Genomic DNA, 26,926 nt, shown 5'->3' with positions numbered 1-26,926 from the left:
GCATCGCGGTCGGCTTCTCCGCGCAGGAGACCGCCGAAGCCCTCGGGATCTCCGCGGGCAACGTCCGCGTGACGCAGCACCGCGCCCTGACCCGGTTGCGCGGCATGATCCGCGACGAAGAATTCTGAGCCTCCCCAGCCGCGAGCGGGGAAACCTCTTCTACCCCCTGGAGGAGGTCTCCCCGCTCGCATCCAAGCCGTAGACGCGGCGGGCGTTGTACTCGAACACGCCCAGCCGCTCGGCGTCGGAAAGCCCGCCGGTCAGCGCGATCGCCGCGTCCAGGACGACCTCGTAGGACGCCGCCAGCTCGCAGACCGGCCAGTCCGAGCCGAACATCAGCCGCTCCGGCCCGAACACGTCCAGCACGTGCTCGACGTACCGGCGCAGGTGCCCGACCTCCCAGCCCGTCCAGTGCGCCTCCGTGACCAGCCCGGAGAGCTTGCACACGACGTTCTCCCGCGCGGCCAGGGCCGCCACGCCGGACGCCCAGGGCTCCCACTCCCGCGCCGCGATCGGGGGCTTCGCCGCGTGGTCCAGCACCAGCCGCAGCTCCGGCAGCCGCAACGCCAGCTCGGTGGCCGCGGGCAGCTGCGCCGGGCGGACCAGCAGGTCGAACGCCAATTCGGCCGACGCCACCGCGCTCAGCCCGGCCACGATCTCCGGGCGCAGCAGCCAGTCTTCGTCCGGCTCGGTCTCCACCTGGTGCCGGATCCCGGCCAGCGGACCCTGCTCCCGCAACGCGGCCAGCCGGTCCACGACGTCCGGGGCCGCCAGGTCCACCCAGCCGACGACGCCCGCGATCACCGGTTCCGCGGCCGCCGTCGCGAGGAACTCCGCCGTCTCTTCGGCGGACGACACCGCCTGGACCAGCACCGTCGCGCGCACGCCGGCCGCCTTGGTGACCGCGCGCAGGTCGTCCACCGTGTACGGACGGCGGATCGGGTCGAGCGCCGCCCCCGCCATCCACGGGTACTCGCGCCGCGACGGGTCCCAGAGGTGGTGGTGGGCGTCGATCATGAGACTCCTTCGGCGATGACGACATCGGCGCGCAGCAGGCCCGCGTCGACCAGGTCGGTCCACAGCTCGGGTGGCACGACGGCCCGCGCGCGCCGCGCGTTCACGCTGACCTGCGAAGGATCATGCGCGCCGACGACCACCGACGCCACCGCTGGGTGCGCCATCGGCAGCGCCAGCGCGGCTTCCGGTAGCTCGACGCCGTGCCGCGCGCACACCTCGGCGATCCGCCGGGCCCGCTCGACCAGCTCCGGCGGGGCTTCCGCGTAGTCGTAGACGCCGCCCGGCTCGGCGGTCGCCAGGATGCCGCCGTTGAACGCGCCGCCGGCCACGACGGAGACTCCGCGGTCGACGCAGAGCGGCAGCAGCTCGTCGAGCGCCGGCTGGTCGAGCAGCGTGTAGCGCCCGGCCACCAGCAGCACGTCGAGGTCGGTGCGGCGGACGAACTCCGTGAGCATCGGCGCCTGGTTCATCCCGGCGCCGAACGCGCCGATCACCCCCTGCTCGCGCAGTTCGCGCAACGCGGGGAAGGCGCCGCGCAGGGCTTCTTCGAAGTGGTCGTCGGGGTCGTGCACGTAGACGATGTCGACGCGGTCGAGTCCCAGCCGCGTCAGGCTGTCCTCGAGGGACCGCAGGACGCCGTCGCGGCTGAAGTCCCAGCGGCGCCGGTACGCGGCCGGGACGGCGAAGCCCTCGTCGTCCCGCGCGCCGGCGCCGTCCGGGTTCGGTTCGAGCACGCGGCCGACCTTCGTCGAGAGCACGTACTCGTCGCGGGGGTGCGCGCGCAGGGCCGCGCCGAGGCGGGTCTCCGAGAGGCCGAGGCCGTAGTGCGGGGCGGTGTCGAAGTACCGGATGCCCTCGTCCCACGCGCGTCCGACGGTCGCGGCCGCCGTTTCGTCGCTGATCGCGTGGTAGAGGTTGCCCAGCTGCGCGCAGCCGAGACCCAGCGGGGACAGGGAGAGTTCCAACGCCGTCACTCCTTCGCCGGCAGTTCCCAGACCAGCCCGATGCCGGTGTCACCGCCGGAGTAGTCGTCTTCGACGGCCAGCAGCTCGGCCATCCGGGCCTGCCACGGGACGTTCGCGGGGTGGTCCCGCAACGCCGCGCGCATCGCCGCGTAGTCGTCGACTTCGACGACGTGGAAGAGGTCGAGACCGTTACGCCAGATCCGCCAAGTGCGAACACCGGCTTCGCGCAGGGCGGTGTCCAGCTCGGGCGGGATGACCGCGTGGACGGACTCGTACTCGGCCTCCTTCCCCGGCTTCAGGCGGGTATGCAGAGCCACTCTTTTGGAGACACTGTGTGGTGCGGGCTGGTGGGTCATCACCACTCCTTCGCCGGGACATGGCACGCTGGGGAGCAACACCGAAACATCCGAGGTCTGTTGCAGGGAGGGCGGACGCGATGCCCGTCACCGATGTCGCGATCGACAAGATCAAGGACATGATCATCTCCGGCGAGCTGGCGCCGGGAGACCGGCTGCCGAAGGAGGCCGAGCTGGCCCAGCGGCTCGGGCTCTCGCGCAGCTCCCTGCGGGAGGCCGTCAAGGCGTTGTGCCTGATCAGGGTGCTCGATGTCCGGCAGGGCGACGGCACGTACGTCACCAGCCTCGAGCCGAACCTGCTGCTCGACGCGATGACGTTCGTGGTCGACTTCCACCGCGACGACACCGTGCTCGACTTCCTCGCCGTGCGTCGGATCCTCGAGCCGGCCGCCACCGCGCTGGCCGCGTTGCACATGAGCGACGACGACATCACCGAGCTGGGCCAGCTGCTCGGCGAGCTGGAGGACTCGCCGACCGTCGAGGCGCTGGTCGCCAACGACCTGCAGTTCCACCGCAAGATCGCCGACGGCTCCGGCAACCCGGTGCTCTGCTCGCTGCTCGACAGCCTCTCCGGGCCGACCGCGCGCGCCCGGATCTGGCGCGGCCTCACCCAGGAGGGCGCGGTCGCGAAGACCCGGGAACAGCACTCGGCGATCTACGAGGCCATCGCGGCGCGCGAGCCGGAGCTCGCGCGCTCGTGGGCGACCGTGCACGTCGCGGGCGTGGAGCAGTGGCTGCGCAACGCCCTGGGCACCGCGGACGACCCGACGGTGCCCGACGCGGACGCCGAGCCGGCCGCGGAAGCCTCCTGACACGCTCTTTCTCCTCGCAGTGGTCGGATGATCACAGCGTGTGCGTCAGGTCTGGGGCTTCCCGCCCGCGTACCGGGCGATGATCAGCGCGACCAGGATGATGGCGCCGTAGATCGCGCCCTGCCACTCCGCCGTCACGTGCGCGTAGTTGAGCAGGCTCGACACCGACGACAGCAGCAGGACGCCGGTGAGGGCGCCGACCAGGGTGCCCTTGCCGCCGTCGAGCGAGACGCCGCCGATCACCGCCGCCGCGAACACCTGCAGGATCAGCCCGGACCCCTGGTTCGCGCCCAGCGCCCCGACGTAACCCGTGTACGCGAGGCCGCCGATCGCCGCGAGGATCCCGGCGACGACGAACACCGCCCACGCGATCCGGTCGACGCGCACACCGGCCGCCCGCGCGGCTTCGCGGTTGCCGCCGATCGCGTACAGCGCGCGGCCGACGCGGTGGTAGCGCAGCACCCAGCCGGCGATCGCGAACAGCACCGCCGCCAGCCAGACCGACATCGGCAGCCCGGCGAACGTCGTGGTCGCCAGGTTCGTGAACGAGTCCGGCAGGTTGAACAGCGTCTTGCCCTTGGTCGACCCGACCTGCACGCCGCGCAGCACGGTGAGCATCGCCAGCGTCACGATGAAGGCGTTCAGCTTGAGCTTCACGATCAGGAAGCCGTTGACGAACCCGACGAGCGCGCCGCACAGCGGGATCACCAGCAGGCCGATCGCGGCGGGCAGCTCGACGCCGAAGCCCGCCGACGCCGCCGGGATCACGACCATCGCGCCCAGCGCGGGCGCCAGGCCCATCGTGGACTCCAGCGACAGGTCGAACTTCCCGGTGATCAGCACCAGCGACTCGCCGAGCACGACCAGCGACAGCGCCGCCGACGCGGTCAGGATGCTGACGATGTTGCTCCAGCCGACGAACGTGTCGTCGACCAGGCCGCCGATGACGAACACGACGATCAGGGCGGGCAGCAGCGCGAGTTCGCGCAGCCAGCCGGCTTTGCGCCGCCGGGGTGGGGCGGGCAGCTCCGTCTGCGGGGAGGTCATCACGTCGGTCACGAAAGCTCGACTCCTTCGATGTCGGCCACGAGGTCGCCGTCGGACCACCCGGCCTGGTGTTCGGCGACCACGGCCCCGGCGCGCAGCACCAGGACCCGGTCGCTCAGGCGCAGGTCGTCCAGCTCGTCGCTGACGATCAGCACCGCCTTGCCCTCGGCGCGCACCCGGTCGACGACCGCGAGCAGCGCCTCCTTCGACTTCACGTCCACCCCGGCCGTCGGGTTGATCAGCACCACGACCCGCGGGTCACCGATCAGGGCCCGGGCCAGCACGACTTTCTGCTGGTTGCCGCCGGACAGGTCCGACACGGGCTGCTCGGCGCTCGCGGCCACGATGTCGTAGTCCTTCAACGCCTGCGACGCCTTCGCGCGCCGGGCGGTGGGCGAAGCGATCCCGCCGCGGCCCATCCGGTCCAAAATGGACAGCGTCGTGTTGTCGGCGATCGAGTGCTCCAGGACGAGCCCTTCGTGGTGCCGGTCGCGCGGCACGCACCCGATCCCCGCCCGCAGCGCCGCCGGGATGTCGCCCGGCCGCAGCGGCGAGTCGTCGACGCGGACCGTGCCCGCCGACGGCGTCCGCAGCCCGTAGACCGTCTCGGCGACCTGGTGCTTGCCGCTGGCGTTGCTGCCCGCGAGCCCGACGACTTCGCCGCGACGCAGCCGGAAGGACACGTCCCGGAAGCCGTCGCCGGACAGCCCGTCCACCGAAAGGATCTCCGCGGCATCGTCTTCGAGCGACTCGCGAGAAGCGGCGTCACGGACCGACAGGCCGCCGGGCTCGCCGGTCATCGCGTCGACCAGCTCGGCCTTGCCGACGTCGGCGACCGGCGCGGTGAGCACGTGCTTGGCGTCGCGCAGGACCGTGACGGCCTGGCAGACCTCGTACACCTCGTGCAGGTGGTGCGAGATGAACAGGAACGTCACCCCGCCCGCCTGCATCTGGCGCATCCGCTCGAAGAGCCGCTCGATCGCCTGGCTGTCGAGCTGGGCGGTCGGCTCGTCGAGGACGATGAACCGGGCGCCGTAGGACAGCGCGCGGGCGATCTCGACGAACTGCCGGTCCTCGACCGACAGCTCACCGGCCGGGGTGTCGACGTCGACGTGCACGTCCCAGGAGTCGAGCAGCTCGCGGGCCTTGCGCCGCAACGACTTCCAGCCGATCGAGAACCCGCCGCCCGCCTGCCGGTTGAGGAACAGGTTCTCGGCGACCGTGAGCTGCGGGACGACCATCGCGTGCTGGTACACGCAGGCGACGCGCGCCTTCCAGTCGTCCTGTTTGGACAGTGGTGGGGCCGGCTCGCCGCCGAACTCGACGTGCCCGGTGTCCGTGGCGGACAGTCCGGTGAGGATGGTGACGAGCGTCGACTTGCCGGCCCCGTTGCGCCCGACGAGCGCGTGCGATTCGCCGGGGTGCACGGTGAGGCTGACGTCGTGGAGCGCCACGGTGGGGCCGTAGCGCTTCCCGACTCCTACGGCGCTGACCACCGGGACGGCGGATTCGCCGGCGGGCAGCGCGGTCACAGGTTGTTCCCCCACAGGGCCTTGTCGTCCACGTTGGCCTTGGTGATGACGGGCGCGGGCAGCTGGTCCTCGAGGATGCCGGGGCTGATTTCGACGATGGTGCTGTCGTGGTCGGTCGGGCCCGGCTTGAACGTCTCGCCGGCCATGGCCTTCTTCAGCCAGTACAAGCCGTACTTCGCGTACGCGTCGGCCGGCTGGGACACCGTGGCGTCCAGCTCGCCCGCGCGGATCGCGGCCAGTTCCTGCGGGATGCCGTCGTTGGACACGAGCACGATGTGCTTCGGGTCGCCGACCGGGAAGAACAGGTTCTTGCGCTTGAGCGCCTGCTCGGTCGGGGCGAGGTAGACGCCGCCGGCCTGCATGTAGACGCCCTTGATGTCCGGGTTCGCGGTCAGCATGCTGTCCAGCCCGGAGGACGCCTTGTCGGCCTTCCACTCGGCCGGGATCTCCAGCACCTGGACGCCGGGGTACTTGGACTTCATGCAGTCGCGGAAGGCTTCCGAGCGGTCGCGGCCGTTGACCGAGGCGAGGTCGCCCATGATCTGCACGACCTTGCCGGACTTGACCTTCTCGCCGATCGCGTCGCAGGCCTTGGTGCCGTAGGCCTTGTTGTCGGCCCGCACGACCATGGCGACCTTGCCGCTCTCGGGCGCGACGTCGACCGCGACGACCGGCACGCCCTTGTTCTCGGCCTGCTTGAGCCCGGCGACGATGGCCGCGGAGTCCAGCGGCGTCACGACCAGGCCCTTGACGCCCTGGTTGAGGAAGGTGCCGATGTCGGTGATCAGCTTCGCCGGGTCGCTGTCGGCGTTGACCGTCGGGAGGACGTCGACGCCCTCGGACTTCGCCATCTGCGGCACGTAGTTGTTGTAGGCCTGCCAGAACGGCGAGGTCAGCAGGGGCAGCGTCGCGCCGACCTTGCCGCCGGGGTCCCCACCGCCTGCCGCGGGTGCCGCGGCGTTGTCCTTGGTGGACCCACAGGCGGCCAGTACCAGGCCGCAGACGGCGGCCGTGGCGGCCACCTGGATCACCCTGTTCGGGAATAGCACAGCGCGCACCGCATCCTCCTTGATGACAGCGGAAATCAAGTCTTTTCAGTCGTGGTGCACGGGACCGCGCGGGCGCAGGCCGTACATACCGCCGTCGACCGCGAGCGCGGTGCCGGTGGTCGAAGCGGAAAGCGGGCTGGCGAGGTAGACGACGGCGTTCGCGACCTCGTCGGCGGTGACCAGCCTGCCCATCGGCTGGCGCGCCGCGAGGGCCGCGCGTTCGGCCGCCGGGTCGTCGGCGGCGTCGAGCAGCCGGCCCACCCAGGGGGTGTCCGCCGTCCCGGGGCACACGCAGTTGACGCGGATCCGGTCGGGCAGGTGGTCGGTCGCCATGGCCAGGGTCAGCGAGAGCACCGCGCCCTTGGTGGCCGAGTAGAGCGCGCGGTTGGGCAGGCCGGCCCAGGCCGCGATGGAGCAGGTGTTGACGATCGCCGCGGACGGCGAGTTCTTGAGGTGCGGCAGGGCGGCCCTGGCGAGCCGGACCATGCCGACGACGTTGACGTCGAACACGCGGTGCCACTCGTCGTCGTCATTGCCCGTGACGTCGCCCTGCGCGCCGATGCCCGCGTTGTTGACGAGGATGTCGAGGCGCCCGAAGCGGTCCACGACGGCGTCGATCGCCGAGCGGACTTCGTCATCGGAGCCGACGTCGCAGCGGAAGCCGTCGTCGCCGGGTTTCAGGTCGAGGACCGCCACCTGCGCGCCACGCTCGGCCAGCAGGGTGGCCGTCGCGTGGCCGATCCCCGAGGCGCCTCCGGTGACGGCGGCCACCAGGCCCTCGAATTCACTCACTTGCGGTCTCCGTCCACTCGGGACCGTCCGGGAACCGGAAGCGCCGCAGCGTGGCGTCGTGCATGCGCGCGGAGAACCCGGGGGCGGTCGGGGCGAGGTACCGGCCGCGCTCGACGACGGCCGGGTCGGTGAAGTGCTCGTGCAGGTGGTCGACCCATTCGATGGAGCGGTCCGCGTCGGTGCCGGACACCGCCACGAAGTCGAACATCGAGAGGTGCCGGACGAGCTCGCAGAGCCCGACGCCGCCGGCGTGCGGGCACACCGGGACGCCGAACTTGGCGGCCAGCAGCAGGATCGCCAGGTTTTCGTTGAACCCGCCGACGCGCGCGGCGTCCAGCTGCAGCACCGAGATCGCGCCGGCCTGCAGCAGCTGCTTGAAGACGACCCGGTTCTGGACGTGCTCGCCGGTGGCGACCCGGATCGGCGCAAGCGCTTTCGCGATGGCCGCGTGGCCGAGGACGTCGTCCGGGGAGGTCGGTTCTTCGATCCAGTACGGGTCGTACGGCGCGAGCTCGGTCATCCAGTCGACCGCGGCCTGGACGTCCCAGCGCTGGTTGGCGTCGACGGCGATCCGGACGTCCGGGCCGACGGTCTCGCGGGCGAGCTTCATGCGCCGGACGTCGTCTTCGAGGTTGCCGCCGACCTTGAGCTTGATCATCTCGAAGCCGTCGGCGACGGCCTGTTCGGCCAGCCGGACGAGCTTCGCGTCGGCGTAGCCGAGCCAGCCGGGGGACGTGCTGTAGGCGCGGTAACCGTTCGCCTCCAGCTGCTTCGTCCGTTCGGCCCGGCCGGGTTCCGCGCGGCGCAGGATGTCGAGGGCTTCGGCTTCGGTGAGCGCGTCGGACAGGTACCGGAAGTCGACGAGCGACACGAGTTCTTCGGGCGTCATGCGCGCCGCGAACTGCCAGACCGGGAGGGCGGCGCGGCGCGCGGCGAGGTCCCACGCGGCGTTCACCACCGCCCCGACGGCCATGTGCGCAACGCCTTTTTCCGGGCCCAGCCAGCGGAACTGCGAATCGCCGACCAGGGTGCGCGACAGGTCGCCGAGTGCGGCCGCGTCCTCCGGGACGTCCCGGCCGACGACGTGCGGGGCGAGCGCGCGGATCGCGGCGGCCTGGACGTCGTTGCCGCGGCCGATGGTGAACGCGAGGCCGTAGCCGTCCGGGCCGCCGTCGGTGTGCAGCACGACGTAGGCGGCCGAGTAGTCCGGGTCGGGGTTCATCGCGTCCGAGCCGTCCAGCTCCCGCGAGGTCGGGAACCGGACGTCGAGGACCTCCATGCCGATGATCTTCGCCATGGTCAGGCCTGCCTGGCGGTCTGGCGCTGCCGGCCGAGACCGTCGATCCCCAGCTCGATGACGTCGCCGTCGCGCAGGTAGGGCTTGGGATCGGGCTGCCCGAGCGCGACGCCCTCCGGCGTGCCGGTGTTGATGAGGTCGCCCGGTCGCAGCACCATGACCTGGCTGAGGTGGTGGATGATCTCGGCCACGGAGAAGATCATGTCCTTGGTGCTCGAGTCCTGCTTCTTCTCGCCGTTGATCCACAGGCGGAGGCCGAGGTCCTGCGGGTCGGGCACCTCGCTCGCCGGGACCAGCGCCGGGCCGAGCGGGTTGAAGTTCTCGCACGACTTGCCCTTGTCCCACTGGGCGGTGCGGAACTGCAGCGCGCGCTCGGAAACGTCGTTCGAAACGACGTAGCCGGCGACGTACTCGAGGGCTTCGTCGACGCTGTCGAGGTAGCGCGCGGTCTTGCCGATGACGACGCCGAGCTCGACCTCCCAGTCGGTGCTGACCGACCCGCGCGGGATGAGGACATCGTCGGCCGGGCCGACCACGACGTCCGGCGCCTTCATGAAGACGACGGGCTCGGTCGGCGGCGTCGCGCCGGTTTCCTCGGCGTGGCGGCGGTAGTTCATGCCGATGCAGACGACCTTGCCGGGCTGGGCGATGGGCGGGCCGGCGCGCAGGCCTTCGACGTCCGCTCTCGGCAGCTCACCGGCGGCGAGCGCGGCGGCGGTGCGCGCGATGCCGTCCGCGGCGAGGAAGCCGCCGTCGACGTCGGCGGTCAGGCCGCCCAGCTCGTAGGTCGTGCCGTCGTCGGCACGCACGAACGGACGCTCACTTCCCGGCTCCCCGAGACGCACAAGCTGCACGGATTTTCCCTTCACCCGCTCGACCAGACATCCGATGTATATCGCAGTCCGGACCCTGGATCCAGAGCCGTCGCTCAATCGGCCGGAAATTGATCGGATCAGTACCGGTTCAGTGCTCGTTTGAGCACGGGGTGTCACGGCTCACAGCCGGAATAGCGCAGGTCATCGCGTCGCTGGTCGTGATCGGGACCCGAGGAGGCGCATGGCCGGCACGGCGGAACGTACCGCGACGAGCGGACGCGCGCAGCTGAAGTTCGTCCTGGTACTCGGCGGCCTCTCGGCGTTCGGGCCGCTGTCGATCGACATGTACCTGCCCGCGCTGCCGCGGATGGCGGACGACCTCCGCGCGGCCGACACGACCGTCCAGCTGACGCTCAGCGCGTTCATCGCCGGCCTGGCCCTGGGCCAGCTGGTGCTCGGCCCGCTGTCCGACGCGCTGGGCCGGCGTCGCCCGCTGCTGGTGGGCTTGGCGCTGTACGTCGTGGGCTCGGTGCTGTGCGCGGTGAGCCCGGACGCGTGGCTGCTGGTCGCGGCGCGCGGCGTGCAGTCCCTCGGCGCGGCGGCCGGCGTCGTGATCGCGCGGGCCACGGTGCGGGACCTGTTCTCCGGCACCGCGATGACGAAGTTCTTCTCGACGCTGATGCTGGTGAGCGGGCTGGCCCCGATCCTGGCGCCGCTGATCGGCGGGCAGCTGCTGAACTGGACGTCGTGGCGCGGGGTGTTCGTCGTGCTGACGGCGTTCGGCGCGCTGCTGCTGGCCGTGGTGCTGTTCTCCTTCCCGGAGCCGTCGGCTTCGCGGTCTCCCGCCCGGCTCGGCCAGGTGATGCGGACCTACGGGCGGCTGGCGCTGGATCGGTCCTTCGCGGGGTACGCGCTGGCGTCCGGGCTGCTGTTCGCGTCGATGTTCGCCTACATCTCGGGCTCGTCGTTCGCCTTGCAGGGCGTGTACGGGCTGAGTCCGCAGGCGTACAGCGTGGTGTTCGGCGTGAACGGCGTCGGCATCGTGCTGGCGGGGCAGCTCAACGGGCGGCTCGTGGGGCGGGTGCCCGAGCGAGCGCTGCTGCTCTCCGGCTTGCTGCTCGGGGTGTTCGGCGGGGCCTCGGTGCTGGCTTCGGCGCTCTTCCGGGCCCCCTTGGGTTTTCTGCTGGTGTCGTTGTTCCTGCTGGTGTCGAGCATCGGGCTGGTGATGCCGAACGCGAGCTCGCTGGCGCTGGCTTCGCACGCCCGGTCCGCCGGGGCGGCGTCGGCGTTGCTCGGGGTGCTGCAGTTCGTGGTGGGCGCGGTGGCGACGCCGCTGGTCGGGCTGGGCGGGCCGGGGACGGCGGTGCCGATGGCCGCGACCATGGCGGGGTTCGCGCTGCTGGCTTTGGTGGCTTATCTGGCGCTGACGCGTCCCGTCACGGCCTGAGCAGGCGTTCCAGCTCTTCGCCGGCGGGTTCGTGACCGGCGTCGGCGATCCGCTGCAGCGCGAGGAGGTCTTTTTCGGCGACCGCGCGGCGGGTCAGCAGCTCGCCGGCGTGGTCGCAGCCCTCGTCCAGCAGCTCGCTCAGCTCGTCGACGTCCCCGCGGGCGTCAGCAAGGTCGGCGAGCCGGTCGAGGGCCGTCTCGTTGCCCTCGTCGGCCAGCGCGCGCAGGGTCTCGTAGTCCGCCATGCCGCTCATCATGCAACCTTGCCCCCGGGGCAAGGTCAAGTGCGACGATGGCGAGGTGCTCACCATCGGGCAGCTCGCCGCGTACATCGGGGTGACGGCCAAGACGATCCGCGTCTACCACGCGAAGGGGCTCCTGCCCGAGCCCCCGCGCGACGCGTCCGGCTACCGCCGCTACAGCGCGGCCGACGCGATCGAGCTGATCAAGATCCGGACCCTGGCCGAGGCCGGGGTGCCGCTGGCGCGCATCCGCGAGCTGCGATCCGGCGGCGAGCTGCGTTCCGCGCTCCAGCGGATCGACGACGACCTGTCCGCCCGGATCGACGGCCTGCGCGCCACTCAGGAACGGTTGCGGCAGCTCGCCGACGGTCAGCTGTCCGCGCTACCGGAGCCGGTGGTGGCGTTCCTGTCCCGCTTGCGCGACCTCGGGTTCAGCGAGCGCTGGGTGACGCTGCAGAACGACTTGTGGCTGCTGGTGTTCGCGACCCACCCGTCGACGGCTCGGGTCAGTTTCGAGGACCAGTCTTCGATGCTGGACGATCCGACGTTGCTTTCCCTTGTCCTCGAGTACGACGGGCTGCACGACGTGCTTCCGGACGACCCCCGCGTCGACGCGCTCGCCGAGAAGCTCGTCTCGGCGACGCGGGCGCGTTATGGGCCGGATTTGCCTGCGTACGAAGGAGGTTCGGCGATCCCGGCGTTGGTGCAGGGAGCGGTCAACGCGTCATCACCCGCCTGGCGACGGCTCGACACGCTGATCCGCGAACGCCTCAGGTGAGCGAAGCCAGGTCCGCCGTCTTGAGCTGCTCCGCCGTCACCTTCGTGCGGCCGTCCACCAACGCGCTCAACGCGTCCCCGTCGTCCCACATGTTCACGTTCATCGCCGCCGACACTTCGCCGTCGCGCAGCCAGAACGCCGTGAACTCGCGGGTCGTCAGGTCCCCGCGGACCACCAGCTCGTCCGTGACCGGGTCCGCGAGACCGCGGTACTCGCAGCCGAGGTCGTACTGGTCCGTGAAGAAGTACGGCGAGGCCAGGTACGGCTCGTTCTCCCCCAGCAGGTTCTGCGCCACGTGCTTTCCCTGCTCCTTCGCGTTCGCCCAGTGCTCCACGCGGATCCGGTGGCCGTAGCGCGGGTGGAAGTGGGCCGCGATGTCCCCCACCGCGTACACGTCCGGGGCCGCCGTGCGGAGGCCCGCGTCCACGCACACCCCGCCGTCGTCGGACAGCTCCAGGCCCGCCGCGTGGGCCAGCTCCACCCGGGGTGCCGCGCCGACCGCCACCAGGACCACGTCGGCCGTCAGCTCTTCGCCGCCGCCCAGGCGGACGCCGCGGACGCCGTCCGGGCCGCCGGTGATCTCCGCGACCTGCTCGCCCAGGCGGTACTTCACGCCGTTCGAGACGTGCAGGTCCCGGAACACCCCGCCGACCGTCTCGCCGACGACGTTCGCCAGGGGCACCGGAACCGGGTCCACCACCGTCACGTCGGCGTTGTGCGTGCGGGCCGCCGCGGCGGCTTCGGAGCCGATCCAGCCCGCGCCGATGATCACCACGCGCTCCGCCTCGGCGAAGGCCGACCGCAGCTTGAGCGCGTCGTCGAGGCTGCGCAGCGTGTACAGCCCGGGCAGGTCGCCGCCGGGAACCGGGAGCGTGCGCGGCCGCGAACCCGTCGCCAGCACCAGCCGGTCGTAGCGGTGCTCGCCGCCCGCGTCGTCCAGGACCAGCCGCGCGCCCAGCTCGAGCCGGGTCGCCGTGACGCCGGGGCTGAACCGGATGTCGTGCTCCGCGTAGTACTTCTCTTCGTGCACCCAGTCGGGTTCGTCGGTGGTGCCGAGCAGCACGCCCTTCGACAGCGGCGGCAGCTCGTACGGCCGGTGCGGATCCGCGCCCATCAGCAGGACTTCGCCGCCGTAACCGCGTTCGCGCAACGCGGCCGCGGCCGACGCACCACCCAGGCCCGCACCCACGATGACGATCTTCCGCGGCTCCGGCATCAGTGACCTCCCACGTCGACGAGTCGGTGCGGACGGTACTCCCGAACACGCCCGTTCACGACCGGGGGATACGCCGGAAATCCGCGAAGCGCAAGACAAAACTCGCGAGTAGGCAGATCGGGTGAACCGGCGTCATAGCGCCCCCGCGCCTCTCTCCCACCCTCGCACGGAGCACGACCACGAGGAGAAAACGGAGGGTGGCGACCATGAGTCGGGGCGAATGGTCGGTGGGCTGCCGGGATCTGGCCGGGCGGCGCCGGGACGTGACGGTGTTCGTCAGCCAGGACAAGGTGGTGCTGGTCGCGCCGCCGGGCGAGGCCGCGGTACTCGGCCCGCTCGACGTCGGACGGCTGCGCGCCGCCCTGCGAGACGCCGTCGTCGCGACGGCGGACGACACGGCCGAGCCGTGAACCGAAGACACTGACAACTACCGTTCCTACTTTCCAGTAGGTTAGAGTCGGCCCGACTACCGAAGGGACCGGCCATGACGACCTACTTCGTGACGGGCGCGACGGGCTTCATCGGGAAACGCCTGGTCGCCCGCCTGCTGCGGCGGCCGGAGACGTCCGCGGTGTACGCACTGGTCCGCGAGACCTCCCGCGAGCGCCTGGCCACCTGGGCCCAGGGCCTGCCGGGTGCGGACAAGCTCCACCCGGTGGTCGGCGACCTCGCCGAACCCCGGCTCGGCGTCGACCCCGCCGGCCTGGAGCACCTCGACCACGTCGTCCACCTCGGCGCGATCTACGACCTGACCGCGGGCGAGGACGCCAACCGGCGCGCCAACGTCGACGGCACCCGGCACCTGCTCGCCTTCGCCTTGGCCGCGGAGGCGGGACTGGTGCACCACGTGTCGTCGATCGCCGTCGCGGGCGACCACGCCGGGCGGTTCACCGAGGCCGACTTCGACCTCGGCCAGCACTTCGGTTCGCCGTACCACGCGACGAAGTTCCAGGCCGAGAAGCTCGTCCGCGAACAGTCGCTGCCCTTCCGCGTCTATCGGCCCTCGGCCGTCGTCGGCGACTCGCGCACCGGCGAGATGGACAAGGTCGACGGCCCGTACTACTTCCTCCCCGCCATCTCGCGGCTGGCGGCGCTGCCCGCGCGGCTCCCGCTCGCCGCCCCCGGCCTCGGCGCGACGAACCTGGTGCCCGTCGACTACGTCGTCGAGGCGATGGAGCACCTGATGCACCGGGACGCGCCATCCGGGGCGACCTACCACCTCGCCGCCGCGCGGCCGCAGTCGCTCGGCTCCGTCTACAACGCCTTCGCGCGCGCCGCGGGCGGGCCGACGATCCGGGCTGTGCTGCCGGCGCGGCCGTCCGGCGTCGTGCGGCGCGCCGGCACCCGGCTGGCGCACGCCGCCGCGGCCGGGATCGACCGCGTGCCCGGCGGCCGGGCCGCCCGCGCCGCCGTCCTGGAGGAGCTGGGCATCCCGCTGGAAGTACTGCCGCACCTCAGCGTCGACGTCGACTTCGACACCGCGCGCACCACGACCGCGTTGTTCGGCAGCGGCATCGAGCTGCCGGAGCTGCGCGACTACGCGGCGCCGCTCTACCGGTACTGGCGGGACCACCTCGACCCCGACCGCGCGCGTCGGCGGCACGGCCTGGCGGGGCGCACGGTGCTGATCACCGGCGCGTCGTCCGGGATCGGCCGGGCGTCGGCGCTCGCCGCGGCCCGCAAGGGCGCGAAGGTGATCCTCGTGGCCCGCCGCGCTTCGGAGCTCGACGACGTCCGGGACGAAATCACCGCGGCCGGCGGCGCCGCGGCCGCGTACCCCTGCGACCTCACCGACGGCGACGCCGTCGACGCGCTGGTCAAGGACGTGCTCGGCGAGCACGGCGCGGTCGACATGCTGGTGAACAACGCCGGCCGCTCGATCCGGCGCTCGGTCGCGCTCTCCACGGAACGCTTCCACGACTACGAGCGCACGATGGCCATCAACTACTTCGGGCCGGTGCGGCTCATCCTCGGCTTCCTGCCGTCGATGGCCGAGCGGCGGTTCGGCCACGTCGTCAACGTCACCACCATGGGCCTGCAGACCGACACCCCACGCTTTTCGGCCTACCTGGCGTCGAAAGCCGCGCTGGAGGAGTTCGGGCTGACGGCCGGGCGCGAGACGCTGTCGGACGGCGTCACGTTCACGTCGGTGCGGATGCCCCTGGTGCGGACGCCGATGATCGCGCCGACCGGCTACCGCGGCATCCCGTCGAGCAGCCCGGAACGCGCAGCCGCGCTCGTGGTGAAGGCCCTCGAAGAGCGTCCGGAGATCCTCAGCCTGCCCGAAGGCCGGGCGGCCGAGCTGGCGACGCTCGTCGCGCCACGGCTCGCGCGGTTCGCCGCGCACCTCGCGTACCGGGCGGCGCGGGAGTCCGCGCCCGAGGCCCGCGGCCTCCCGAGTCCGCCCGCGCCGGCGGCCGTCGCGGCGGCGGTGACCCGCTCGATCTGGCGCCGTCGTGCTTGATCTCCGCGAATTCCGCCGAAACACTGGAACTGGAGACGACGGTACTTCTACCCTCGCGCGAGTCCCGTACATCGGTACGGGCGTGAACTGGGGAGTTCGGAATGCCGGAAATCAGCAGTACTGGGGAACGATCCGCCGTGGCCGACCAGGCGGCCGCCATCGGCACCGCAAGGCGCACGATCAGGTGACATGAAGGCCGGGGCCGGGCGCGAACCCGGCTCCGGCCGCGGCGCCGCTCACCGGTCGTGAGTGAGAAACAGGGTCAGAACACGGTTTCTCACTCACGACTGGGACAGCACCACCGGCGGCCCCCGGTGGTGCTGTTCGAGCCGGTCACCGGCCAGGCCGCTACCATCGCTTCCCGGGTGTGATCGGGGAGCGGAAGGCGGGCAGGCGTGGACGTGGCGAGTCCGGCGCGCGCCGCCGCCCCGGAGCCCGCACCCGCGAAACCCGCCCGGCCCCTGCTGCGCTGGGGCGTCCACGCCGGCTGGGTGGTGCTGCTGGCCCTGGCCACCGAACTGCGCGTCGGCCGGTTCGGGTTCCACCCTTCCGACCAGGGCTTCATCCTCGCCCAGGCGTGGCGCGTGCTCCACGGCGAAGTCCCCCACGCCGACATCATCTCCGCCCGCCCGCTCGGGTCCGCGGTGCTGCACGTCGCCGACTACGCCCTGCCGATGCCGTTGTTCTTCGGGTCGAGCTTCCTGTCGATGATCGAGATCATCGTCGCCACGATCGCGTTCGCCACGCTCGTCACCCGCCGCCGGGTGCTCGACTGGGGCCCGGGCATGACCGCGATGGTCGCGGCGGCGTCGCTGATCAACCTCAACGCCTTCCCGCTGATGGCCTGGCACACCGTCGACGGCATCGCGCTCACCGCGTGCGGCGCGTGGGCGCTCGACGCCGGTCTGAGCGGCGGCCGTGCGCTCGCCCGGCGCGGCGGCCTGGTGCTGCTCGGCTGCGCCGTGTTCGTCAAGCAGAGCTTCGCGCTGGCCGCGGTGATCGGCGTGGTGTGGCTGCTGCTGCACCCGGCCACCCGCGCGGGGACGCGGCGCGTGGTCCGGGTACTCCTCGACCTCCTCGCGCTCGGCGCGCCCGGGCTCGTGTACGTCGCCTGGGTGAGCCTCGGCGGCGGGTTCACCGAGATGGTCGAGCAGCTGACCGGCGGCGTGCCCGCGTACGGCCAGCGGCTGCTCGGGCTCTGGCTCGAAGACCCCGAGGTGCTGACCCGGGCGCCGGTGCGTGAGCTGGGGTTCTTCGCCGCGATCGCCGTCGTGCTGCTGGCCGTCCGGCTGCCGGGCGACCGGCTCGGCGGCGCCGGGCGGATCGCGTCCTGGGTGCTCGTGCTCGCCGGGGCGGCGGCGATCGTCTGGACGGTCGTCGACGGCCGGTTCACCGGCTCCTCGCGCTGGGCGGACGTCCTGTGGTGGATCGTCGCGATCAGCGTGCCGGTCAACGCGGCCGTGACGCGGAAGGTGCCGTGGGCCGGGCTGCTCGTGCTCGCGACCGGCTTCATGACCAGCCTGTCGTGGGGCAACGACACGCCGACGCTGCTCACCGGCACCCTCGCGCTGACGGCGTTGCTGCTGCTGAGCCACGTCGTCCCGCCGCGGCCGCGGCTGGCGCGGCGCTGGGTGACCGCGACCGCGGGCCTGACGGCGGTGGCGGTGTGCGGCTGGGTCGTCGTCGCACGCCACGACCAGGCCGCCTACCTCGACCTCGGGCACGACCGGCTGACCGCCGACCTCGGCGACGTCAGCCCGGCGATGGCCGGCATCCGCACCAACCCTTCGACGCACACGTTCGTCCGGCAGATCCGCGACTGCCTCGACCGCTTCCCGGCCGCGAAGACGGCGATCCTCCCGGACAGCCCGTTCGCCTACCCCGCCTTCGGCCTGCGCAACCCGTTCCCGCTGGAGTGGCCACTGCCTCTGGAGATCGTCGGCGACGCGCCCGAGCGCATGCTCGCGACCGCGGACGAGCTGAACCGCGAAGGCGGCTACCTGGTGCTGTTCGAGACGGATTCGATCCGGATGCTCGCGACGGGCGGCCCGGTGCCGGAGTCGGTCCCGGTGGACACACCGGTGTTCGACTACCTGGGCCTGGAGAAGGCGATCCAGTCCCGGCTCACGGGCCGCGCCGTCACCTGCGGCAGCTTCGTCGGGAAGTACGCCCCCTGAGCCGGTCCCGGCCCGGCCTGCGCCTTCGGCCCGGTTGCCTACCGCGCCTGAGGCGTGCAGGGCAAAGATTCCGGCTGGCGACTGACCACGCGATCGGCCGCTGCCGCGGCGGCTGAACACGAAATCCACCACCTCGTCGACGGCACCGACCGGCCGTCGATGACGGCGGTCGGTCCCGGCAAGGCCCGGGGGACGGGCCGCGGTCCCCGAACCGGCTGCCCGCCGCGCCTCCGACCCGATCGACTGCCGCGGCAGCTTCGTCGGGAAGTACGCCCCCTAGCCCCGCTCGCCCCGCACCAGCTCGAGCAGGCTCTCCGGGACGTCGTCGCCGAACAGGCTCTCCAAGAGCACCGCGTCGTCGACGGGCGTCGCGCTGCGGACGAACATCGCCTCCTCGTACGAAGCGATCGCTCCCTCGACGTCACCCCGGTGCGCCGCGAGGGCCTGGCCCAGCTCTGCGCCGTCCAGCATGGCCAGGTTGGCGCCTTCGCCGTTGGGCGCCGCGAGGTGCGCGGCGTCGCCGACGAGGGTCACGCCTGGCACTCGGGCCCAGCGGAGTCCGACCGGCAGCGCGTAGTGCGGACGCAGGACCGGGTCCGTGTCGCCGTCGGTGATCAGTGCCGTCAGCTCCGGGGCCCAGCCGTCGAACTCCGCCGCGATCCGGGCGGCGGCCGCGGCCGGGTCGGTGAAGTCGATGGCGGCGAACCAGTCCAGCGGCCGGGCGAGCGCCACGTAGGTGTGCAGGGTGGCGCCGCTTTCGCGGTGGGCGTTGATGCTGTCTTCCGTCGAGCCGCCGTGCGCGACCATCGACCCGCCGCCGACCGCCGCCGCGGTGGCCGGGTGCTTCGCGTCCGCGTCGAACAGGTAGGTCTCGACGAACGCCGTGCCCTCGTACTCCGGCGTGGAGTCGGTGAGCAGCGGCCGGACCTTCGACCAGGCGCCGTCGGCGCCGACGAGCAGGCTCGTGACGACCGTGGTGCCGTCGGTGAAGGTCACCTCGTGGCAGCCGTCGTCGAGCGTGCGGGCGCCGCTGACCTTGTGTCCCCACTGGACGGTCCCTTCCGGGAGCGCGTCCAGCAGCAGCTGCCTCAGCTCGCCGCGCTGGACCTCGGGCCGCCCGCCGGTGCCGTCGTCGACCTTTTCGTACAGCAGGTTCGCGTCCCGGTCGAGGATCCGCATCGCCTGGCGGCCGTCCAGGACGAGACCGCGGAACTCGTCCACCAAGCCGGCGGCTTCGACGGCGAGCTGCCCGTTGTAGTCGTGGATGTCCAGCATCCCGCCCTGCATGCGCGCCATCGGGGACGGCTCGGCCTCGTGAACCGTGACCGGGATGCCGTGGACGTGCAGCACCCGGGCCAAGGTGAGGCCGCCGAGGCCGGCGCCGATGATCGTGACGTTCATGGATGCTCCTTCGGTTTCTTGCGCGACAACCGAAGACTGGCCGGAGCCCCTGGTGCGGACCGCACACCGCACTGTCACGCCGCTGGCACGCGCTGTCAGTCGGCGAGCAGGTCGTCCGGGCTGCCGCTCGCCAGCGCCGCGAGGACGTCGAGAGCCGCGGCCAGCGTCTCCACCGGCGGGGCCGAGACCGCGATGCGCACGGCGTTCGGCGCGTGCCCCGGCAGCACCGCGAACGCCGCCGCCGGGGACAACGCGATCCCCCGGCGGGCCGCCGCCGCGACGAACGTCTCCGCCCGCCACTGCTCCGGCAGCTCCCACCAACGGTGGTAGGACGCCGCGTCGCCCCGAAGACCCGGCAGCTTCGCTTCGACCACCGACGCCCGCACAGCGGCGTCACGGCGTTTCGCGGCTTCGACGCCGGCGAGGGTGCGCGTCACGATCCACTGCGTCGCCGCTTCGACGGCGAAGCGCGACGCGGCCCAGGCACCCGACCGCACCGACGACGCCAGCCGCGCGGTCCAGGCCGGTGGCGCGACCAGGAATCCCGCCGTCAGACCGGGGGCGACGCGCTTGGACAGGCTGTCGACGAACACCGTCCGCTCCGGCGCGTACGCGGCGAACGGCCGGACGTCGTCACGCAGGAAGGTGTAGATGCCGTCCTCGATGACGGGCAGGTCCAGCCGGGCGACGACGGCGGCCAGCTCTTCGCGGCGCTTCGGGGGCATGGTCGTGCCGAGCGGGTTGTGCAGGGTCGGCTGGACGTACAGCGCGCGCACCGGCCCGGCCGCGGCCAGGGCTTCGGGTACGAGCCCGTGCTCGTCGGTGTCGACCGGCACCAGCTCGACGCCGAGCCTCGACGCGACGGCCTTCACGACGGGATAGGTCAGCGACTCGACCGCGAGCCGCTCCCCCACCGGCACGAACGCGGCGATCGCGGCCGCGATGGCCTGGCGGCCGTTGCCGGTGAAGAGGATCGTCGCGGGGTCCGGGCGCCAGTCGCCGCGGGTGAGCAGCGTGGCCGCGGCTTCCCGGGCGGCCGGGGTGCCCGCGGCACCGATCGGGTGGAGGGCCGCGGTGAGGACGTCGTCGCGCAGCAGGGGTTGCAGCGCTTTCGCCAGCAGCGCGGACTGGTCGGGCAGGACGGCGAAGTTGAGTTCGAGGTCGACGCGGGCGTCCCCGGGTTCGGCGAGCGCGGGTTCGGGCGGCGGCTTCGTGGCCCGCACGAAGGTCCCGCGCCCGACTTCACCGACGGCCAGGCCGCGCCGGACAAGCTCGCCGTAAACGCGGGCGGCGGTCGAGTTCGCGAGACCGCGTTGCCGCGCGAAGCGGCGTTGCGGCGGCAGGCGGTCACCCGGGCGGAGACGGCCGGCCTCGATGTCGGCGGCGAGGGCGTCCGCGACGACGCGGTAGTCGTCCATGTCCACCTTCCCGCTTTCGGTCGTCCCCGAGCATGATCCCAGCCCGCTAGGTTGGCTTTGGAGGTGCCATGACCGACAAGACCTGGGCCGAAGTCGACGACTACTTCAGCGGGGCGCTGCTCGCCCCCGATCCCGTGCTGGACGCCGCGCTCGCCGACTCGGCCGCCGCCGGGTTGCCGCACATCGCCGTCGCCCCCAACCAGGGCAAGCTGCTGAACCTGCTGGCCCGCCAGGCCGGCGCCCGCTCCATCCTGGAGATCGGCACGCTCGGCGGATACAGCACGATCTGGCTGGCCCGCGCGCTCCCGGCCGGCGGCAAGCTGGTGACCTGCGAATACGAACCCAAGCATGCCGAAGTCGCCCGGGCGAACCTGGCGCGGGCCGGCTTCGGCGAGGACGTCGTCGAGATCAAGGTCGGCGCCGCGCTCGACACGCTGCCGACGCTGACCGGGCCGTTCGACTTCGTCTTCGTCGACGCCGACAAGAACAACTCCGCGAACTACGTGCGCGCGGCGCTGGAGCTTTCCCGGCCGGGCACGACGATCGTCGTCGACAACGTCGTCCGGCAGGGCCGGGTGACCGACGCGGCGAGCACCGACCCGGACGTCGTGGGCGTGCGGGAGATGGTCGATCTCCTCGCCGCCGAGCCGCGGCTGGACGCGACCGCCGTCCAGACCGTGGGCAGTAAGGGCCACGACGGGTTCGTGCTGGCCCTGGTGCGCTGACTCAGCGCGGCGGCCGCACCACCGGAGGCGGGGCCACGGTGATCTTCCGGGCCGGCACGCGCTGGTGCGCCGCCGTCATGAACCCGCGCCAGATGTCTTCCGGGACGACGTCTCCGGTGAGCTTCGCGCCGTTCGCGTCCTTCAGCAGGCGATCGTCGTCGGAGCCGACCCAGACCGCGGCGGCCAGCCGCGGCGTGTAGCCGATGGCCCAGGCGTCCTGGTTGTCCGGGCTGGTGCCGTGCTCGGCCTCGCCGGTGCGCAGCGCGGCCCCGCCGCCGTCGGTCAGGGTGCCGGTGACGTCCTGGGCGACCCGGCGGCTTTCGTCTTCGTCGTCGTCGAACGCCGGGCGCGCGGTGTCGGTGTGCTCCCAGACGACGGCGCCGCTTTCGTCGCGCACCTTCGCCACCAGGTGCGGGGTCGTGCGGACGCCGTCGTTCGCGAAGGTCGCGTACGCGCCGGCCATGTCCAACGGCCGCAACGGGTACCGGCCGATCGCGATGCCCGGGCCGATGAGGAAGCCGTCCCGCTCCCGCATCGTCGGCGTGCCGTCGACGGTCTCGGGGATGCCGGCCTGCCGCGCGGCGTCGCTCAGCGCTTCCGGGCCGAGCTTCCTCGCCAAGGCGATGAACGGGCCGTCGGCGTGCGCCCGCATCGCCGTGCGCGGCGTGCACTTGACGCCGCAGACGTCCGGGTACTTGAACTTCTCGCCGAGGAACTCCTGTTCCTCGGGCGCCGGGACCGGCACGTCCGGGCCGTAGCCGCGGTGCAGGGCGGCGACGACGGTGAACGGGTAGAACGCCGAGCCCGCCGCGTGCGGGGTGCTCGCGTAGTCGCGGACGCCCTGGTCACCGCCCTGGTAGACGCGGACGGCGCCGGTCGTCGGGTCGACGGCGACGACCGCGCCGCGGAACTCCTTCGGCTCGCCCTTCAGCCTGTCCCGCAACGCCTTCTTCGCCGCGTCCTGCATGCCGCGGTCCAGCGTCGTCTCGACGGTCATGTTTCCCTGCTGCAGCCGGCCGAGCGGGAAGCCGTCCTGTTCCAGCTCGGCCAGGACCTGCTGCTTGATGTGGAACTCGTCGTAGGTGACGCGGCCCGCGCGGGTCTCCGACGGCGCCTGGATCTCGCCGCCGGGGTAAGCCATCGGCTCGCCGGCCGGCACGTAGCGGCGGGCGACGAGCTTGTCGTGCACGTACTGCCAGCGCCGGGCGGCGTGGGCGTCGCCGGACGCGGCCGGGTCGTGCACCGACGGCGACTGGATCATCCCGGCGAGGAAGGCGGCTTCGCTCCACGTCATCGAGTCGTCGAGCTTCCTGCCGAAGTAGGCGTTCATCGCCGCGGCGGGCCCGAACGTGCCGCGGCCGAAGGAGATGATGTTGACGTAGCTCTCGAAGATCTGTTCCTTGGTCTGCTCCTGGGTGATCTTCGTGGACAGGACGAGCTCGGCGAACTTGCGGCCGAGGGAGGCGTCGTCGTCGCCGGTGGACTTCTTGATGTACTGCTGGGTGATCCCGGACCCGCCGCCGACGCCCGTGAGGAACGCGCGGCCGATGCCGGTCGGGTCGAAGCCCTGGTTGTCCCAGAAGGTCGGGTCCTCGGTGGCGATGATGGCGTCGCGCAGCTTCGCGGGCACCTGCGTGTAGGGCACGAACGTCCGGTCGCCGTCGGCCGGGATGACCTTGAGCAGCGACGACCCGTCCGAGTACTGCAGGACGACGGTCTTGTCGAGCCCGGCGAGGACCTCTTGGGGGCTGCGGACGTCGAGCACGAGGTAGGCGACCCAGAAGGCGATCAGCGGGACGCCGACGAGCAGCCCGAAGCCCCAGTACCCGATCCGCCGGATCCGCCGCCACCGACGGCGCCGCGGGGTGTCCGGCTGCTCGTCTTCTTCCGCTATTTCCTCGCTCGCCAAGGTCACGAATGGATGACGGCCGACCGGGTGAGGAGGTTCTGTGGAGAACTAACGAGGTTGTTCGAATCCTGTCAAGGCGGCGGCCACCCCGGACGACCACTCCCCCGCGGCACCACGCAACGCCTCGCCGGCACAGATCCACTCTGCACACATCTAGTAAGTTACTGTAAGTTCTAACTCTACTAGTTGTTATAGGAAGGACGAGCCATGGTTCGAGTGATTGTCGGAGGGCGGCCTCTAGATCTTGATCGAGAAGCTGTGCTGACTGCGATGCGCGATGTCGAGCCCGAAACGATCCGCGAGCATTTGGTCGAGATCGGTTCCACGGTTTTCCCGCCGAAGCAGGTACTTGCCGTTGTAACCGGTTGGGAGCGCACGAGCTTCACGACCATGGAGGCACAGCGCGTCCTCACCAAGGTCGGCTTTGTCTGCCGCCGCGCAGGCCAGGCAACGGACGGGCGGGCGAGTTGGCTACTTGACGCGGACACGGAATCACCCCTCGATGAAAGGGTCACGGCTCTGGAGGCAGCGCTCACCGTGGCTCACCAAGCAATCGCCGGGTTGTCCGCCCGAGTGGCTGAGCTCGAACGAAAGCGCTGAGCTACCTCATGTTGGCCAGGCACCTTCCCGACAAGACAGGCTCGATGCGCTCAGGCCAGGAACGCGCGCAGCAGCGACGCCGTGCCTTCGATGTGCTCCGCCATGGCCTGGCGGGCCGCGGGGGCGTCGCCGGCCAGGATCGCGTCGACGATCGCCTCGTGCTGGGCGTTCGAGTGCTCGAGGTTGGGCGGGAGCAGCGGGATCCGGTCGAGCAGCTGGTTGACGCGGGTGCGGGCGTCGGCCATCGCCGTGGTCAGGGAGCCGGACGCCGTCACCTCCGCGATCGCGAGGTGCAGGCGGGAGTCCTTGCGGCGGTAGTCGTCGAGGCTCGCGCTCGCGGCTTCGGCGAGTGTCCCGGTGAGGTGCCGGCGGTCGGCCGGGCTCAGCGACCGCGCGGCGGCCATCTCCGCGGCGCCGGTCTCGAGGACGTACCGGAGGCACAGCGCGTCCTCCAGTGCGACGGGTTCGACCTTGCCTCCGGGTGACCGTTCCGGCGGCCCGGGCAGGGTGTCGTGCACGAAAGTGCCGCCGTAGCGGCCTCGCCGTGACTCGACGTAACCGGCGTCGGAGAGGGCCCGGATGGCTTCGCGGAGCGTGACGCGGCTGACCCCGAGCCGCTCCGCCAGCTCGCGCTCCGACGGGAGCCGCTCCCCCGCGCCGACGACGCCGAGCCGGATGGCCTGCAGCAGCCGTTCGACCGTCTCCTCGAAGGCGTTGCCCGCGCGGACCGGCCGGAACAGCGCTTCACCCGCATTCACCACCGAGGTCGGTTCCATCCCGCGAGTTTAGGCCGCGGCGCGCGGTACTTCCCCGGCGCGGCGCACCTTCGGAGTGGCCACGGACGGTCGCTGTCGGTGACAATGACGTTCGCGGTCCGAAAAACCGGTGGAACCGGACGGCCACGGTCGGCGACGATGGCACCACCGACACCGAACATCGACGCAGGGGGCGATCCGGTGCACTTCCTGATGGCCGAAGATCTGGTTCACGAGCGGGAGAACGAGTTGCGCCACGGCGTGCGCGACCGTCCGCCCGGCCGGGCGAGGCCCAGCCGCAGCCCGGGAACCCGGAAGCAGCAGCTCGGCTGGCGCCTGGTGGAGGTGGGGTTGAAGCTGGCGGTGGAGGACGAGGACCGGCGGAACTGACGTCGCTTGCGCGGAAAGCGACGTCAGCACTCGATGACGTTCACCGCCAAGCCGCCGCGGGCGGTTTCCTTGTACTTCACGCTCATGTCCGCGCCGGTCTCGCGCATCGTCTTGATCGCCTTGTCCAGCGTCACCACGTGGCTGCCGTCGCCGCGCATCGCCATCCTCGCCGCGTGGATCGCCTTCGACGCTCCCACCGCGTTGCGCTCGATGCACGGGATCTGCACCAGCCCGCCCACCGGGTCGCACGTCAGGCCGAGGTGGTGCTCCACCCCGATCTCCGCCGCGTTCTCCACCTGGGCCGGCGAGCCGCCGAGGACCTCCGTCAGGCCCGCCGCCGCCATCGCCGACGCCGACCCCACTTCGCCCTGGCAGCCCACCTCGGCACCCGAGATCGAGCCCGTCTGCTTGAGGATCGAGCCGATCGCGCCCGCGGTGAGCATGAACTTCACGATGCCGTCGTCGGACGAATGCCGGATGAAGCGCTGGTAGTAGTGCAGGACCGCGGGGATGATCCCGGCGGCGCCGTTGGTCGGCGCGGTGACGACCCGGCCGCCCGCGGCGTTCTCCTCGTTCACCGCCAGCGCGTACAGGCTGACCCAGTCCATCGCGTACAGCGGGTCGTCCAGGCCGTCCTCGGCGAGGAGCTTCTCGTGCAGCGCGCGGGCGCGCCGCGGCACCTTCAGGCCGCCCGGGAGGACGCCTTCGTGCGTGCAGCCGTTGCGGACGCACTCCGCCATGACCGCCCAGATCGCCAGGAGCCCGTCGCGGACTTCCGCGGCGCTGCGCCAGGACAGCTCGTTGGCCAGCATGATCTCGCTGATCGGCAAGCCGGTCGCGGCACAGTGCCCGAGCAGGTCCGCGCCGGTGCGGAACGGGTACGGCACCGGCGTCGAGTCCTCGACGAACACCGCGTCCGTCTCGTACGACTCGTCGCGGACGAAACCGCCGCCGACCGAGTAGTACGTGCGTTCGCGCAGCAGGGAACCGTCGGCGGCGAACGCGCGGAAGATCATCCCGTTCGGGTGCGCCGGCAGGGACTTGCGCCGGTGCATCGTGAGGTCGGTGTCCTCGTCGAACGCGATCTCGTGCGTGCCGCGCACCTTCAGCCGCCCGGACTCCCGGATTTCCGCGACGCGCGCGGGCACGACGTCGGTGTCGATCTCCTCGGGACGTTCACCGGACAGCCCGAGCAGGACGGCTTTGTCGCTGCCGTGGCCGAAGCCGGTCGCGCCGAGCGAGCCGAACAGCTCGGCCTGGACGCGCGCGGTCTTCTCGAGATCGGTGCCGAGTCCGTCCACAAAGGTCAGTGCCGCCCGCATCGGCCCGACGGTGTGGGAGCTCGACGGGCCGATGCCGATGGAAAACAGGTCGAAGACGCTGATCGCCATTGATCCGCCCCTTCCTATCGCGCCAGCAGGGAGCTGGCTTCTTGCGCGGCCGGGCCCTGGTCGGCGAGGTGCCGCAGGTTTTCCGGCAGCTCCTCTCCACGGTAGCCCTTGGTCTGCGCGTAGAGCCGTCCCGCGCGGTACGACGACCGCACCAGCGGCCCGGCCATCACGCCCGCGAAGCCCATCGCCTCGGCCGCCTTCGAGTGCTCGACGAACTCCTCCGGCTTGACCCACCGGTCCACCGGGTGGTGCCGCGGAGAGGGACGCAGGTACTGCGTGATCGTCAGGATCTCGCACCCCGCGTCGACCAGGTCCCGCATCGCCGGAGCCAC

Annotated in this window: 26 protein-coding genes and 1 pseudogene; 10 read left to right on the top strand and 17 right to left on the bottom strand. The window is 71.8% G+C overall.

The genetic code is table 11. The annotated features are described in order from the left end of the window. A partial coding sequence (locus ABZ342_RS45875; protein WP_360485468.1) for a sigma factor-like helix-turn-helix DNA-binding protein occupies positions 1 to 128 on the top strand: 128 nt, incomplete at its 5' end. A 31-nt stretch (positions 129 to 159) separates the two neighbouring features. Here ABZ342_RS45875 and ABZ342_RS45870 read toward each other — a convergent pair. From ABZ342_RS45870 to ABZ342_RS45860, 3 genes are read right to left on the bottom strand one after another with little or no spacing between them, the layout of a single operon-like run. Further along, positions 160 to 1,017 carry an amidohydrolase family protein gene (locus ABZ342_RS45870; protein WP_360487485.1) on the bottom strand — a complete coding sequence of 286 codons (858 nt, stop codon included), beginning with the start codon at positions 1,015 to 1,017 and terminating at the stop codon, positions 160 to 162. Then, positions 1,014 to 1,982, bottom strand: a complete 969-nt coding sequence (locus ABZ342_RS45865) for an aldo/keto reductase (RefSeq protein ID WP_360487482.1) — start codon at positions 1,980 to 1,982, stop codon at positions 1,014 to 1,016. Before ABZ342_RS45865 ends, ABZ342_RS45870 begins: the two co-directional genes overlap by 4 nt. 5 nt (positions 1,983 to 1,987) lie before the next feature. Continuing rightward, positions 1,988 to 2,338 carry an L-rhamnose mutarotase gene (locus tag ABZ342_RS45860; RefSeq protein ID WP_360487479.1) on the bottom strand — a complete coding sequence of 117 codons (351 nt, stop codon included), beginning with the start codon at positions 2,336 to 2,338 and terminating at the stop codon, positions 1,988 to 1,990. Between the two features lie 80 nt (positions 2,339 to 2,418). On the opposite strand from ABZ342_RS45860, the gene ABZ342_RS45855 reads away from it, so the two are divergent. Further along, positions 2,419 to 3,150 carry a FadR/GntR family transcriptional regulator gene (locus ABZ342_RS45855; protein WP_360487476.1) on the top strand — a complete coding sequence of 244 codons (732 nt, stop codon included), beginning with the start codon at positions 2,419 to 2,421 and terminating at the stop codon, positions 3,148 to 3,150. Positions 3,151 to 3,195: 45 nt separating this feature from the next. Here the strand turns inward: ABZ342_RS45855 and ABZ342_RS45850 are convergent, their stop codons facing one another. The 6 genes from ABZ342_RS45850 to ABZ342_RS45825 all read right to left on the bottom strand — a co-directional run bounded on the left by ABZ342_RS45850 (position 3,196) and on the right by ABZ342_RS45825 (position 9,721). After that, positions 3,196 to 4,209 (bottom strand): ABC transporter permease, encoded by a 1,014-nt coding sequence (locus ABZ342_RS45850; RefSeq protein ID WP_155545210.1) that lies wholly within the window; start codon positions 4,207 to 4,209, stop codon positions 3,196 to 3,198. Continuing rightward, a complete protein-coding gene (locus ABZ342_RS45845; RefSeq protein ID WP_360487473.1) occupies positions 4,206 to 5,729 on the bottom strand; it encodes a sugar ABC transporter ATP-binding protein in 1,524 nt (507 codons plus the stop codon). The genes ABZ342_RS45850 and ABZ342_RS45845 overlap by 4 nt, the downstream gene beginning before the upstream one ends. Continuing rightward, positions 5,726 to 6,760: a sugar ABC transporter substrate-binding protein gene (locus ABZ342_RS45840; protein ID WP_155547276.1), complete on the bottom strand. Its 1,035-nt coding sequence runs from the start codon at positions 6,758 to 6,760 to the stop codon at positions 5,726 to 5,728. Before ABZ342_RS45840 ends, ABZ342_RS45845 begins: the two co-directional genes overlap by 4 nt. A gap of 63 nt (positions 6,761 to 6,823) precedes the next feature. Continuing rightward, on the bottom strand, positions 6,824 to 7,570 hold the full coding sequence (locus tag ABZ342_RS45835) for an SDR family oxidoreductase (protein WP_360487471.1): 747 nt from the start codon (positions 7,568 to 7,570) through the stop codon (positions 6,824 to 6,826). Continuing rightward, positions 7,563 to 8,867 carry an enolase C-terminal domain-like protein gene (locus ABZ342_RS45830; RefSeq protein ID WP_360487468.1) on the bottom strand — a complete coding sequence of 435 codons (1,305 nt, stop codon included), beginning with the start codon at positions 8,865 to 8,867 and terminating at the stop codon, positions 7,563 to 7,565. The genes ABZ342_RS45835 and ABZ342_RS45830 overlap by 8 nt, the downstream gene beginning before the upstream one ends. 2 nt (positions 8,868 to 8,869) lie before the next feature. Next, a complete protein-coding gene (locus tag ABZ342_RS45825; protein ID WP_360487465.1) occupies positions 8,870 to 9,721 on the bottom strand; it encodes a fumarylacetoacetate hydrolase family protein in 852 nt (283 codons plus the stop codon). A gap of 202 nt (positions 9,722 to 9,923) precedes the next feature. On the opposite strand from ABZ342_RS45825, the gene ABZ342_RS45820 reads away from it, so the two are divergent. Next, positions 9,924 to 11,129, top strand: coding sequence for a multidrug effflux MFS transporter (locus tag ABZ342_RS45820; RefSeq protein ID WP_360487462.1), 1,206 nt, complete (start codon positions 9,924 to 9,926; stop codon positions 11,127 to 11,129). Here ABZ342_RS45820 and ABZ342_RS45815 read toward each other — a convergent pair. Then, positions 11,119 to 11,382, bottom strand: coding sequence for a hypothetical protein (locus ABZ342_RS45815; protein WP_360487459.1), 264 nt, complete (start codon positions 11,380 to 11,382; stop codon positions 11,119 to 11,121). The two genes, ABZ342_RS45820 and ABZ342_RS45815, sit on opposite strands and share 11 nt — an antisense overlap. Before the next feature lie 46 nt (positions 11,383 to 11,428). On the opposite strand from ABZ342_RS45815, the gene ABZ342_RS45810 reads away from it, so the two are divergent. Continuing rightward, entirely contained in the window at positions 11,429 to 12,148 is a 720-nt protein-coding gene (locus ABZ342_RS45810; RefSeq protein ID WP_360487456.1) for a MerR family transcriptional regulator, read from the top strand. Here the strand turns inward: ABZ342_RS45810 and ABZ342_RS45805 are convergent. Further along, complete coding sequence (locus ABZ342_RS45805; protein WP_360487453.1) at positions 12,141 to 13,364, bottom strand: FAD-dependent oxidoreductase; 1,224 nt, start codon at positions 13,362 to 13,364, stop codon at positions 12,141 to 12,143. The two genes, ABZ342_RS45810 and ABZ342_RS45805, sit on opposite strands and share 8 nt — an antisense overlap. Before the next feature lie 206 nt (positions 13,365 to 13,570). Between ABZ342_RS45805 and ABZ342_RS45800 the strand changes: the two genes are divergently transcribed. From ABZ342_RS45800 to ABZ342_RS45790, 3 genes are all read left to right on the top strand, one after another. Next, a complete protein-coding gene (locus ABZ342_RS45800; protein WP_155545203.1) occupies positions 13,571 to 13,774 on the top strand; it encodes a hypothetical protein in 204 nt (67 codons plus the stop codon). Between the two features lie 74 nt (positions 13,775 to 13,848). Next, on the top strand, positions 13,849 to 15,828 hold the full coding sequence (locus ABZ342_RS45795) for an SDR family oxidoreductase (protein WP_360487450.1): 1,980 nt from the start codon (positions 13,849 to 13,851) through the stop codon (positions 15,826 to 15,828). 395 nt (positions 15,829 to 16,223) lie between these two features. Then, entirely contained in the window at positions 16,224 to 18,005 is a 1,782-nt protein-coding gene (locus tag ABZ342_RS45790; RefSeq protein ID WP_360487447.1) for a hypothetical protein, read from the top strand. A 276-nt stretch (positions 18,006 to 18,281) separates the two neighbouring features. Here the strand turns inward: ABZ342_RS45790 and ABZ342_RS45785 are convergent, their stop codons facing one another. Continuing rightward, positions 18,282 to 19,406, bottom strand: a complete 1,125-nt coding sequence (locus ABZ342_RS45785) for an NAD(P)/FAD-dependent oxidoreductase (RefSeq protein ID WP_360487444.1) — start codon at positions 19,404 to 19,406, stop codon at positions 18,282 to 18,284. A 95-nt stretch (positions 19,407 to 19,501) separates the two neighbouring features. Beyond that, positions 19,502 to 20,824: a PLP-dependent aminotransferase family protein gene (locus ABZ342_RS45780; protein ID WP_360487441.1), complete on the bottom strand. Its 1,323-nt coding sequence runs from the start codon at positions 20,822 to 20,824 to the stop codon at positions 19,502 to 19,504. 68 nt (positions 20,825 to 20,892) lie between these two features. Here ABZ342_RS45780 and ABZ342_RS45775 point away from each other — a divergent pair, with 68 nt between their 5' ends. Next, a complete protein-coding gene (locus tag ABZ342_RS45775; RefSeq protein WP_360487438.1) occupies positions 20,893 to 21,549 on the top strand; it encodes an O-methyltransferase in 657 nt (218 codons plus the stop codon). Between the two features lies 1 nt (position 21,550). On the opposite strand, the gene ABZ342_RS45770 is transcribed toward ABZ342_RS45775, so the two are convergent. Next, positions 21,551 to 23,464 carry a transglycosylase domain-containing protein gene (locus tag ABZ342_RS45770; protein WP_360487435.1) on the bottom strand — a complete coding sequence of 638 codons (1,914 nt, stop codon included), beginning with the start codon at positions 23,462 to 23,464 and terminating at the stop codon, positions 21,551 to 21,553. Between the two features lie 201 nt (positions 23,465 to 23,665). Here ABZ342_RS45770 and ABZ342_RS45765 point away from each other — a divergent pair, with 201 nt between their 5' ends. Then, the gene (locus ABZ342_RS45765; protein WP_360487432.1) at positions 23,666 to 24,058 is read left to right on the top strand and encodes an SCO5918 family protein; all 393 of its coding nucleotides are present in this window, start codon (positions 23,666 to 23,668) and stop codon (positions 24,056 to 24,058) included. 50 nt (positions 24,059 to 24,108) lie between these two features. On the opposite strand, the gene ABZ342_RS45760 is transcribed toward ABZ342_RS45765, so the two are convergent. After that, positions 24,109 to 24,834 (bottom strand): GntR family transcriptional regulator, encoded by a 726-nt coding sequence (locus tag ABZ342_RS45760; RefSeq protein ID WP_196425514.1) that lies wholly within the window; start codon positions 24,832 to 24,834, stop codon positions 24,109 to 24,111. Between the two features lie 84 nt (positions 24,835 to 24,918). On the opposite strand from ABZ342_RS45760, the gene ABZ342_RS45755 reads away from it, so the two are divergent. Further along, entirely contained in the window at positions 24,919 to 25,203 is a 285-nt protein-coding gene (locus tag ABZ342_RS45755) for a hypothetical protein (protein ID WP_360487429.1), read from the top strand. Positions 25,204 to 25,226: 23 nt separating this feature from the next. On the opposite strand, the gene ABZ342_RS45750 is transcribed toward ABZ342_RS45755, so the two are convergent. Both ABZ342_RS45750 and ABZ342_RS45745 read right to left on the bottom strand, forming a co-directional pair. Continuing rightward, positions 25,227 to 26,594, bottom strand: coding sequence for an L-serine ammonia-lyase (locus ABZ342_RS45750; RefSeq protein ID WP_360487426.1), 1,368 nt, complete (start codon positions 26,592 to 26,594; stop codon positions 25,227 to 25,229). A 14-nt stretch (positions 26,595 to 26,608) separates the two neighbouring features. Then, a pseudogene (locus ABZ342_RS45745) lies at positions 26,609 to 26,926 on the bottom strand (lipoyl synthase); the annotation flags it as partial.

It is taken from the genome of Amycolatopsis sp. NPDC005961 (assembly GCF_040629235.1).
Taxonomy (GTDB): Bacteria; Actinomycetota; Actinomycetes; order Mycobacteriales; family Pseudonocardiaceae; genus Amycolatopsis; species Amycolatopsis camponoti.
This window is presented reverse-complemented; position numbering and strand designations above follow the sequence as displayed.